This is a genomic window from Pseudoalteromonas sp. NZS100 (genome assembly GCF_015864815.1).
Classification (GTDB): Bacteria; Pseudomonadota; Gammaproteobacteria; order Enterobacterales; family Alteromonadaceae; genus Pseudoalteromonas; species Pseudoalteromonas distincta.
In genome coordinates this window covers 204,425-216,883 of the sequence record NZ_JADYWM010000003.1, presented here as the reverse complement: position 1 = coordinate 216,883, position 12,459 = coordinate 204,425, and the positions used below count along the sequence as shown (strand labels likewise).

The 12,459-nt window shown below is 37.5% G+C and carries 7 protein-coding genes; 4 read left to right on the top strand and 3 right to left on the bottom strand.

From position 1 onward, the window contains the following. Positions 1-54 precede the first annotated feature (54 nt). From I6E69_RS04370 to I6E69_RS04360, 3 genes are all read right to left on the bottom strand, one after another. Positions 55-462: a phosphate ABC transporter substrate-binding protein gene (locus I6E69_RS04370; RefSeq protein ID WP_039484474.1), complete on the bottom strand. Its 408-nt coding sequence runs from the start codon at positions 460-462 to the stop codon at positions 55-57. Positions 463-474: 12 nt separating this feature from the next. After that, positions 475-1,623 (bottom strand): porin, encoded by a 1,149-nt coding sequence (locus I6E69_RS04365; RefSeq protein ID WP_039484471.1) that lies wholly within the window; start codon positions 1,621-1,623, stop codon positions 475-477. Between the two features lie 322 nt (positions 1,624-1,945). Next, positions 1,946-2,536 carry a LuxR C-terminal-related transcriptional regulator gene (locus I6E69_RS04360; protein WP_033022035.1) on the bottom strand — a complete coding sequence of 197 codons (591 nt, stop codon included), beginning with the start codon at positions 2,534-2,536 and terminating at the stop codon, positions 1,946-1,948. Positions 2,537-2,945: 409 nt separating this feature from the next. On the opposite strand from I6E69_RS04360, the gene I6E69_RS04355 reads away from it, so the two are divergent. From I6E69_RS04355 to I6E69_RS04340, 4 genes are all read left to right on the top strand, one after another. Further along, the gene (locus tag I6E69_RS04355; RefSeq protein ID WP_149602317.1) at positions 2,946-5,168 is read left to right on the top strand and encodes a TonB-dependent receptor; all 2,223 of its coding nucleotides are present in this window, start codon (positions 2,946-2,948) and stop codon (positions 5,166-5,168) included. Positions 5,169-5,423: 255 nt separating this feature from the next. Next, positions 5,424-6,545, top strand: coding sequence for a 4-phosphoerythronate dehydrogenase (locus I6E69_RS04350; RefSeq protein WP_197120721.1), 1,122 nt, complete (start codon positions 5,424-5,426; stop codon positions 6,543-6,545). 48 nt (positions 6,546-6,593) lie between these two features. Beyond that, positions 6,594-7,610 carry an aspartate-semialdehyde dehydrogenase gene (locus tag I6E69_RS04345; protein WP_024594855.1) on the top strand — a complete coding sequence of 339 codons (1,017 nt, stop codon included), beginning with the start codon at positions 6,594-6,596 and terminating at the stop codon, positions 7,608-7,610. A 354-nt stretch (positions 7,611-7,964) separates the two neighbouring features. Further along, positions 7,965-12,314: a FimV/HubP family polar landmark protein gene (locus I6E69_RS04340; RefSeq protein ID WP_197120720.1), complete on the top strand. Its 4,350-nt coding sequence runs from the start codon at positions 7,965-7,967 to the stop codon at positions 12,312-12,314. Positions 12,315-12,459 lie beyond the last annotated feature (145 nt).

The window sequence follows — 12,459 nt, the reverse complement described above, 5'->3', positions numbered from 1 at the left end:
TTAAGTTATAAAAAAACCACCGATTAGGTGGCTTTTTTAATTTAATAATAGCAATTAAAAGGTAGCAATCACTTTAACTTTATCAGTTGCTTTACTGCTATCTATATAGCCGATTGAATCACCATTAGCGGCAACAAAGTCAATGACAGCTTGATCTGAATCAAACTTTTCAGGCGGTGTCCCTTTACCTGTAAAAACAAGTTTTGACCAATAGGCATTTAATTGGCTGCTCGATTTACCTACCACTTTAGAATTGAATTCATCAGCAATAGCGGTACCGTTTTGAGTTGCTGGGTTGACTTTATTGCCGTTATCAAACGACTTGGCCTTTCCTAAGTAAATTTTCTTAATAGTCTCTGCATCAAGTGCATTTGCATTACTAGGATTTACAATTACTGCAACTTCAGCCAAAGCACCGAAAGAACATAATGAAAGCGCACTAGCTAGGATTAATTTTTTCATATTCCGCTCCAATTAAAATACTAAATCAACACCAACGGCGACTATATCCGTTTCAGTGTCAGTGATGTCATCATCAAATCGACTGAAGTCAATTTTAAATGCAGCTGAAGGGTGGAAGTCATAACGTGCGCCAATTGTGTATACGTTACTCTCTGCACGCATGCTCTCGAGGGCAAAGTTCACAGTAGTATTTAATAAAGGAATTGATTCAAGAGTATTAAAACGTGACGAATCATGCTTATCATCATTTTTTTCATAGGTGAAGTGAACAATAACATCATCTATACGATAACCCGCAGAGGCATAGTATTGTGATTGTTCAGCCAAAATACTTCCCTCTACTTCAAACTGTGTATATTCAGCATCAAATAAGAAGTTATCATAGTCAATAGAGAAGCCAATACCAACAAAAGTTGTTTCATCTTCGTCAGTAATCAGATCATTTACTGTACTGGTTAAACCGTTAGTATTGAGTACATCAATAATTCCATTTAAGGCACTTAAGTTACTTGAGTCACTGCTATCAATAGAAATGCTAGTGTCGGCCACAATATATGCAGCTCGTGCACTGAACCAGTCGTATGATAGGCTCCAGTTTATACCGCCTAAATTATTTAACTCAGCAGGTAAGCTATCTCCAAATACATCTATATCGCCATCAAAAGCGCCGTAAAACCCTTGCAAAGTAGAGTCCCAATCTCCTAATTGATTGTTGTAAACAACACTCAAGCCTTCATAAGTCGAAAATGGGATACCGTACACTGAGCGAGGTGGGCGTACCCAGCGATAAGCATAGCCAACATCCAAAAAATCTGAGTATTTATAGAAAGGGACACGCATTTTACCAGCGCTAAATTGCAGTTCATCGCTGTATTCATAAGTAACATATGCCCATTCGAACGTGGCGTCAAAGTCGTCCTCTCCACGCGCAATAATTTGAGCCGTAGCCGTCAGTTTCTCTTGAAGATCAGCAGATAGTTGTAAAGCGAACTTACTCTCATTTTTAAATGAGATATCGTCGTCATATCCGTATAAGGTTTGATCACTGTCTAGGCTTTTACCACCCACAATAGATGCAAAACCATTAATACGTACTTCAGCGCTTGCATAGCTAGATGCAAGTACAGCACATACAGCTACTGCTACAGATAGCTTTTTCATATGTATTTCCTATTTGTTATTTAGATGTTGATTTCAATAGGATTATAGAAGTGATAGTGTTTTTTATCTAATAAATTTAGGAAGTTAATAAAAATAAATTTAGTAACGGCTTTTTAATTTTGTAACATATATATTTTATGTATGTATTAAAAGCAGAATAGTATGATTTTATTAGAATAAATTTTAAATCTAGTTAATAAGGCTTTTTTAAAGTGGCGGGAATATTATAACTAAATTTTCTTTTTACGTTCTTTGGTTAAGGAGTTAGAACGAATGTTGCTGGTAATTACAATGGCTATTATCAAGTTTGCTTAATCGGTTTTTAACTATTGATCTTACTTAAGTTTTTCTTACACCAAAGTAATGCCTGTTGCTTGTTTTTTACAGCGATTTTTTGATACACCTTGTGTAAATGTACACGAACTGTAGCTTCACTGATAAATAAAGTGTCTGCAATTGCGCTTGAATGTAAGCCAGAAAATAACAAGTTTAATACTTTCATTTCTTTGCAGGTTAAGTTATTTGATTGCAGCGCAGTTTGTTGTTCACTCGCTAGCATTTGTCTCATCCAACCATCAGTTACCGCACGTGGAAACCAAAGTTTCCCTTGTTCTATTGCTTCTAATCCTTGCTGCAGTAGTACTTCGTCAGTGCCTTCATAAAACAAACCTTTTAAATTAGGCCACTCTTTTAATGCCAAAACATCACCGTCTTTGGGCACGTCAAAAATAACGAGGCCTTGATGACCGTTTTTTAGCATAAACTGATTTATAAGTTCATGGTTGATAATGACGTTTAAAGCTTGATAATTAACAAGTAGGACGTTGAAGTCAGCTGCAACACAAAAAAGTGATGTGTAATTTGGGCTGGTGAAGCATGTGGGGCTTTTATTGGCTGTATTTTCAATATTCATAATATTCTATCCATAGACTACATTTTAGCACTATATTCTTATTTTTAGTTAATTTCAATGATACCTGAATGTGTTTTAGCTCTTTTTTTATACACTAAAGTACATGTATGAGTATGTTTTATGCGCTCTTTAAAATAGTATTTATGAGATTTTTTGTTTTAAAACAGTTCATTAGTGAGGTAAATATTAGAGGGGTTTATTTATGATAATTCATCTAAAGCTAACAATGCTTAAATTACTGTCATTTTCTATGAATTTATTTAAATAATTTTATACATTTATTCACAATAATGTCATATAATACCTGTCCAGAGGAAAGATGCTATTTAGCGTCTTTTTTTATGCCTAAAATTTATATTATCAATATAAAAGCATAACAAAAATCACACGGTATCCTTTGGAGAATATTTTGAAACTACGCACACTCTCACAGTTAAGCCTAGCAATTGTCGCTGCACTATCTACCTCAGTAAATGCTGAAGAAGCTAAAACAACAGCAAAACAAGACGCGTTTGAAAAAATCGAAGTCACAGCTCGTAAACGTACAGAGAGCTTATTTGAATCTCCAACCGCTATCACATCAATTGGGGCGAACCTAATTGATAAAGCCAATATGAGTAATCTTGAAGATATTGGCAAATATGTTCCAAACTTAAACATCACCCGTTACGGTGTTGGTAATGCAGCACATGCGTCTGTATTTATTCGTGGTATTGGTCTGCAAGATCACATAATAACTACTGATCCAGGTGTAGGCGTATACTTAGATGGCGTTTATTTAGGTCGTCAAATGGGTTCTAATTTATCATTACCTAATGTTGAGCGTGTTGAAGTGCTTCGTGGCCCACAAGGTACTTTATATGGTCGTAATACACTAGGTGGCGCTGTAAATGTAATTACAAAGCAACCTGGTGATGAAGGTATTGTAACTACTTCAGCTAAGCTGGGAAGTCGTGGACGTATTGCTGGTGATGTTTATTTTAATAACTCACTAAACGATGAACTAAGCATGTCTGCGAGTGCATCTTACAAAACACGTGATGGTGTTGGTGAAGCTGTTAATTTAGCAAATCCAGAGAAAGAAATTGGTGAGGAAGAAGAATTTAGTGGTCGTGTAGCCCTTAAATGGCAAGCGAACAGCGATTTAGCATTCACTTTTGCTTTAGATGGAGTTGATAACGAGTCAGGTCAATCGCCTTACACAATTGAATTAACTGACCCGCTAGATGCAAACGATGTGTTTAATGGCGACTTCCCATTATTGACTCAAGATTTAATTCCATCAGACCCTGATGATTTAGGTACAACCGTTGCAGGTATTGAATCAACTTCTTACTCAGGTTGGGGCACATCGTTCTCGGCTGATTGGGCAATTAACGATACTTATACTACTAAGTTTATTTCAAGCTACCGTACATCTGAGTATGAAGGTGGCCTAGATGACGATGCATCACCTTTAAACTTGTCTGAGTTTCCAGAAGAGGGCGGAGCTGATCAGTACTCGTTTGAAATTCAACTAAATGCCACATTTGATAATATGGACTTTGTGTCAGGCCTTTACTTTTTTAATGAAGATGGCTTTACACGTTCAGGCCCATTTGTATTCAGCCCATTTAATACACCCAATGGCTTATTGAATGACGGAGTAACAGAATCATTTGGTGGTTACGGCGATTTTGAAATTAACCAAGAAACTAATTCTTACGCAGCCTACTTTAATGCAAGCTACGATTTAACTGACGATTTAACGGTAGGTGGTGGCCTTCGTTATTCAAAAGATGAAAAAGATGCAAATGCTATATTCCCATCATTTCCTACTCGTAAGTATGTAAGTGCAGATTTTGATGCAGTTACCTGGGATGTAAATGCATCTTATCAGCTTAGCAATAATATGAATGTGTATGGCCAGATTCAAAAAGGCTACCAAACAGGCGGTTTTCCACCGCGCCCATTTGGTGGACCAGACCAGTTTGTATCATTTGACGAAACGAAAGCGATTAACTACGAAATGGGTCTAAAAGGCCAAGTACACGAAAATGTATCTATGATGCTTGCGGTATTTGTGACTGATTACACTGATTTAGCATTACCGTTTTCAGACCCAACAGCAGGTGGCGGTTTCGTAACAATTGTAGAAAATGCGGGTCAGTCTAAAGCACAAGGTATTGAGCTTGAAACAACCGTCGCTATTACTGATGATTTTACTATTCGCAGTGCAGTTGGTTATTTAGATTCTGAAATAACAGAAGTGGCTGAGGGTGTACAAGGTATAGGTAAAGGCGATTCACCAGCACTTACACCACGCTGGACTGTCATGGTTGCACCTTCTTACTTTATGGATTTAGAGAGCGGCGCAACACTTGCGTTTAATGCTAATTATTCGTACCGAAGCGAAATGCAAGGGCAATCAGTTTATAACCAAAGTGAGACCATTGACTCTCGTGAACTAGTTGGTTTTAATATTTCCTACACTAATCCATATGGCGATATGGAAGTTACACTGTATGGTGAAAACGTTCTAAACGAAGTTTACGATGTTGGTCGTCTACAACAATCAGGTTTTGTTGGCGTAATGCGCAGTAATGATCGAAGTGAATTTGGTTTGAAATTCAAAAAAGATTTTGAGCTATAAACTAAAATCAAGTAAATGTAATTGAAGTTTATTTTGCATAATAAAGGCCGAATCATGCTGTGATTCGGCCTTTGTGTATTCAATAGTAAGGTTATTATTTGCATCGTTTAAATTCCTAATTTTAATTGCTGATTTAAAACAATCCACATCCCCATTTTTGAGTCTTTGTATTAACTAAAATGCGCCTTTTTAGTTTGTGTAAAGGCTAGGTTGTTCGCTACAATGGCGCCTCTTAATTGCCAAACGGACTCTGTAATGAAAATTCTTGCCGATCAAAATATGCCTTTAGTTGAGCAGTACTTTGCAGACTTTGGTGAGGTTGAGCGTTTTGATGGTCGTAAATTAACGCCTGAACAATTAATAGATGTAGATGTTCTTCTTACTCGTTCGGTGACAAATGTTAATCATGAACTTTTGGTACAAGCTAACAAGTTGAGCTTTGTAGGTACTGCCACAATCGGCATTGACCATATTGATACGCAATTACTGCATGATAGAAATATTGCTTTTACAAGTGCACCTGGTTGTAATGCTGTTGCTGTAGCTGAATATGTAATTAGTAGCTTATTTGCATTAAGCCAAGAAAATGCGCGTCCATTGTGTGGTCAAACAATTGGTATTGTAGGGATGGGCAACATTGGTACATGTTTGGCGCAAAAATTAAAAGCATTAAACGTAGTTGTACTGCTGTGCGATCCGATTAAGCACGAACAAGGCTTATTACAAGAGCATGTAGCGCTTGATGAGTTATTAGCGCAGTCAGATGTTGTTACTTTTCACGTTCCACTTGTTAAAAGTGGCGAGCATAAAACACTGCACATGATGGGTAAAGAGCGTTTAAAAGCACTTAAGCCAGGAACCACGCTAATTAATGCAAGCCGTGGCGATGTAATTGATAACCAAGCATTACTTGAGGTAATGGAAGCTGGGGCTGATTTAGATTTAGTACTTGATGTATGGGAGAAAGAACCCAATATTTTAACTGAATTACTAGAGCATGTTCGTTACGCTAGTGTGCACATTGCAGGGCATACACTTGAGGGAAAAGCTCGTGGTACACAAATGTTGTATCAAAAACTGTGTCAGCTCAAAGGTGTTGAGGCGATTAAATCGTTGGATGATTTTTTACCAACACCAGCCGTTACAAATGCAACTGTTACGCAAAGCCTTAATGAGCAAGATATTGCTGGTTTAGTGCATTTAATTTATGACGTTCGCCGCGATGACGGAATTTTACTTCGCCGCCTAGAGAGCGACGGCTTCGATAGTTTACGTAAAAACTATCCAATAAGGCGAGAATTTAGCACCTTATTTCTACAAGGTGATAGCTCACAACTAGCAGCACTTAGCCAGCTTGGCTTTAGCATAGCTGAATAATTATTTAACTAACGATGTTGTTTTAATGTCGTTTATAGAGGAAGAAATATGTCGCAAAAATATAACGTTGCCGTACTTGGCGCTACTGGTTTAGTAGGCCGTCAAATCATTGAAACGCTAGCAGATCGTAAGTTTCCTGTTGATCAGCTTTTTTTACTTGCTAGCAGCCGCAGCGCAGGTGAAGATATAAAGTTTCGTGGTGAGACCATTGAAGTACTTGACGTTGAAGGCTTTGATTTTAGCCAAGCGCATATAGGTTTGTTTTCTGCTGGTGGCAGTGTATCTGAAAAATATGCTCCTATTGCTGCTGAAGCCGGCTGTATTGTAATCGATAATACATCGCACTTTAGAAATGATTTTGAAATCCCACTCGTGGTGCCAGAAGTTAATGCTTCAAGCCTAGCTGATTTTAGAAATCGTAATATTATTGCTAACCCTAACTGTTCAACTATTCAGATGATGTTAGCACTTAAACCAATTTATGATGCTTACGGAATAGACCGTATTAACGTATCTACTTACCAAGCTGTATCGGGTGCAGGCAAAGACGCGGTTGATGAACTTGCAAAGCAAACAGCTAATTTGATGAATGCACGCCCTATGGATAATAAAGTATTTCCAAAGCAAATTGCATTTAACGTTATTCCTCAAATTGATAGCTTTGAAGATAATGGCTATACGCGCGAAGAAATGAAAATGGTAAACGAGACTCATAAAATTTTGGGTGATACCACTATTGCAGTGAACCCAACGTGTGTACGTGTTCCCGTATTTTTTGGGCACTCAGAGTCAATTAATATTGAAACGCGCATGCCTTATGACTTTGAACACGTTAAACAACTTTTAAAAGACGCGCCTGGTGTCGAGCTAATTGATGATGAAGGTGACTACCCAACAGCAGTGTCTGACGCTAGTGGTAACGATACAGTGTATATAGGTCGATTACGTGCTGATATTTCTCATCCTCATGGATTAAACATGTGGGTTGTAAGTGACAACACCCGTAAAGGTGCTGCGACTAATAGCATTCAAATTGCAGAAGAGCTTATTGCCAATTACATGTAATAGTTAATTGCGCTAAACATGCCTTTGAAGCGGTAAACAGTAATTGTTTGCCGCTTTTTGTTTATATAGCTTGTCAAATTTTTGCCGTTTAATTTTAAAAATACAAAAACTGATTGATAACACTCAATAAATTAATATTTATAAAGATGTTTTAAGGCATTTATTTTCAAGGTGTTGCGATGGATATTACGCTCTAACTGGTTTATAGTTTGTAATTGGAATAGAGCTTGCAATAAAAATAGATTGTAATAATAAATGCGAGTCAGTCATTTGGCTGATAATAGCAATAATAAACAATATTTATGCACTTAAGTTTTAGGTGTTTTATTAATATTTAAATATTAAAGGATCAGCATGCGCGGTTTAGCTACACTTATTATATTAGCGTCTGCATTGATAGTAACGCCAGTTTACTCTCAGGACAGTACCCAATTAAAGGGGCCTAAAGGCGTTGACTATGGTGCGCAAGGGCGATCAATTGGGCCAATTAAACCAACTGATACGCTTTGGCGTATAGCAGCTAAAGTGCGCCCAGACAATTCTGTCAGTATTTATCAAGTTATGCAGGCTTTGTATAACAAAAATCCCGATTCATTTTTAGAACAAAATCTTAACCACATTCAAAATGGTGCCTATTTAAAAATCCCTACCTTAGCCGAAATAAAAGCTGTAAATACGCAGCTCGCAAAGCAACGCTCTGAGCAAGATGATGCATTATGGGAAAAGAAAAAAAATGGCACGCTTACACAAAGCGAAATTAACTCAGCGCAAACAAAAGTAACTCAAGCGCGTAAAATTGATGTAGACGATGCTAAAAAAGAGATACAGAAAGAATTAAATGAAATAAAAACAGAGCAAGGAACTAAGCTTGTTGAGTTACAACAACAGTTTAAAAGCTCAGTTAGTAATGTAGAAGAGATTTTAGTTGAAAATAATAATCTTAAAAAACAGTTATCAGGAATATCAAAAGAGCTCGAAAACTTACGTTTGCAATTAGGACAAGACAGCGAAATTCAAAATCAGTTAAAAGAACTCATTGTTAAACAAAACGAGATTATTGCCCAACAAAAAAAACAAGAAGGAATACCAAAAGAGTCATTTGATTTTGGCTCATTATTTTCAAACCCCATAGTACTGGGCTTGTTAATGTTTATTCCTGGATTACTGATTATTTTTGCAATCGTTATGTTTTTACGCAAACGAGCAAGTAATCAAGAAGAGCCGCAAAACGATGATGACTTTTTACCACAAACCCCAACCTATACTGGCGATGATGATTTAGGCCCAAGCTTAAATGACGATCCAATTGTACCTGACCCTTTAGATGACTTGAGTGTTCAATTAGATGATAGTCTCGAAAGTGATATGTTGCCTAATGATGATTTAGACGACGGCTTAGATGATTTTTCTGGCGACGAAAATTTACTTGATCAGGATGAGCTCGAAAGCTTGCTAAGCGATGACATTGTTTTTGATGATGAAAATACCGATGACGATGATGAGCTCGATATTTTTATGCAGCAAGGGTTTGATCAACCTTCAGATGAAAACGCTGAAGATATAGATTTAGACTTATCTGATGACTCAATTAACAATGATGAAATCCTAACTAATGACGATTTAGATAGCTTGTTTGATGAAGACGATAGTCTACCTGAATTTGATGCACCGCAAACAAGCGAAGCTTTAGAGGATGACAGCTTAGAATCTCATGATGAAATGGCGGCTTTAAGTGAAGAGCTTGCAGATGAAGATAATTTTGATATAGATGAATTATTAGATCAAACATCAACAGAATTAGATACCTCAAATAACACTTCAGCTGAACTTGATACAAGCGACGATTTTGATTTAGACGATATAGATAGCTTAATTGATGAGGCGAATGACCCAAAAAGTGATGTGGTAGATGACTCACTTGATGCAGAGTTACTCGACGAAGATGAACTTCTAGAAGAAAGCGACGACTTTGATTTAGACGACATAGATAGCTTAATTGATGAGGCTGCAGTCGATACTGCAGATGACTCATTAGTTGAGGAAAGTGAAGACTTTGATTTAGACGACATAGATAGCTTAATTGATGAAGCAGCAGTTGATACTGCAGATGACTCATTAGTTGAGGAAAGTGACGACTTTGATTTAGACGACATAGATAGCTTAATTGATGAAGCAGCAGTTGATACTGCAAATGATTCATTAGTTGAGGAAAGTGATGACTTTGATTTAGACGACATAGATAGCTTAATTGATGAGGCTGCAGTTGATACTGCAAATGATTCTTTAGTTGAGGAAAGTGACGACTTTGATTTAGACGACATAGATAGCTTAATTGATGAGGCAGCAGTTGATACTGCAAATGATTCATTAGTTGAGGAAAGTGACGACTTTGATTTAGACGACATAGATAGCTTAATTGATGAGACTGCGGTTGATACTGCAAATGATTCATTAGTTGAACAAAGCGATGACTTTGATTTAGACGACATAGATAACCTAATTGATGATGAAGTAAAAAATTCAGATGTAAGAGATTCAGAAATTGATAATGCATTGGCAGACTCAGTTGAGGATTTAGCAGATGCTCAAGAAGAGTTAAATGTTGATGATATTGAGTCGCTTGCTTCATCATTAAATGAAGAGCCCGAGCTTATAGAAGAACCTGAGCTTGAAGAAGAGCCTGAGCTTATAGAAGAGCCTGAGCTTTACGATGAGCCTGAGCTTGTAGAAGAGCCTGCGCTTGAAGAAGAGCCTGAGCTTGAAGAAGAGCCTGAGCTTGAAGAAGAGCCTGAGCTTGAAGAAGAGCCTGCGCTTTACGATGAGCCTGAGCTTGAAGAAGAACCTGAACTTGAAGAAGAACCAGAGCTTGTAGAAGAACCCGAGCTTGAAGAAGAGCCTGAGCTTATAGAAGAGCCTGAGCTTTACGATGAGCCTGAGCTTTACGATGAGCCTGCGCTTGAAGAAGAGCCTGAGCTTGAAGAAGAGCCTGAGCTTGAAGAAGAGCCTGAGCTTGAAGAAGAGCCTGCGCTTTACGATGAGCCTGAGCTTGAAGAAGAACCTGAGCTTGTAGAAGAACCTGAGCTTGTAGAAGAACCTGAGCTTGTAGAAGAACCTGAGCTTGTAGAAGAACCTGAGCTTGTAGAAGAACCTGAGCTTGTAGAAGAACCTGAGCTAAAAGAAGAACCTGAACTTATAGATGTAACGGTTGATGATTTTTCAGATACATCAGAGTCGCTTCTTGATCCAGAAGATGCGCTTGAAGAATATACAGATGATACTTTAAAGAGCGTTGATGAGCTTTTAAATGAGCTACAACAAGCGACGGATGATGACTATATAGAAACACCAGATTGGTCTTTAGATGAGCTTGACGACGATCTTGAAGAAATAGAAGTAGATCTTGGTGACGATCCGTTAGCGGGCGACGATGACTCAGATCTTACAAAAGTTGAAGAGCAGCTTGATAGCGATCTTATAACGCCAAGTGAAGAGTTAGATGAATATCCTGAACTTGAATTAGATGATGATCATTCATTATTGGAGAATGAACCTTCGTTTGAGCCGCAAGAACCTAAAGAAAATGCACCGAGTGAAGAAAATGCAGTATCACTTAGTCAAACAGAGAAAGATCTCGCAAATGCGCTTTCTGAAAATGCTAACTTAGATAGCTTAGAAGATGATTTTGATGATGAACTATTAATTGATAATGACTTCTCTGAATCAGAAGCTAAGGTTGAAGACGAGTCGTTTGATGATGATTTACTGCAAGAAATTAATGACGGAATTGATTCTGTTGAACCAGTTAGTATAGAAGAGGATACCAAACCTCTTAACCTTGATGAAGTTCAAGAAACACTAGAAAGTGAGTTGCCATTTACCCCCGAAGAATTACAAGGTGATGATTTAGACGGTGAGGCGCAGGGAGTCGCTTCCAGCCAAGCTGAGCAGGACTTATCAAATGCGCTTTCTGAAAATACTGATTTAGATAGTTTAGAAGACGATTTTGATGATGAAATTTTAATTGAAGACGATTTTTCTGACTTAGATGTTGAGTTTGACGAAGATATTTTAGAGCAAGCGCTAACTGATGAGTTATCAGACGAGCAGCAAGAGCAAACAAATGCAGAGCGCGAAGCACAGTTAACAAACTCAGATGAAGCAGGTAGCACTGATATTAGCTCTGACGATGAACTTGATGAAGAGTTTATGTCAAATTTGACGCAAACTGATTTTGATTCATTACTTAGTGAGTTAGCGGAGCCTGAAGAATTAAGTGCTGAGGATAGCAGTGAATTTGATGTCGACTTTGACAGCTTGCTAAAAGAAGACTTAGAGGAAGATGACTCATTAACTACAAAAGAGCCACTTGTTGAAAGTAGTGATATTGAGCAACTTGATAATGATGAATTTGTAGATATAGATTCATTATTAGAAGAAAGTGAAGAGGCTGAACTTGAACACGAACCTTACACCGACGTTAATATGGATGTCGGTTTGAGTGAGTTTGATGCATTACTTGCTGGTGATAACCCAACCGATGTTGATGCTGAAAGTGGTGGCTACTCAGCTAAACTAGATTTAGCGCGTGCTTATATTGAAATTGATGATTTTGATTCTGCGCTCAAGGTCATTGAGGATGTCATCAACAAAGGCCCAGAAGAAGTTCAAGAAGAGGCACTTAGTTTAAAAGCGAAACTAAAATAACAAATTGTTAAAAAAACCCTTAATTGGTTATTCTAATTAAGGGTTTTTTTATGGATGTTAGTTTAATTATAACAAGGAAAAGCAACGCATTAATGAAGCGAATTTTATTGTATGTAATTGTTATAAAGGAATAATTTACATCGTA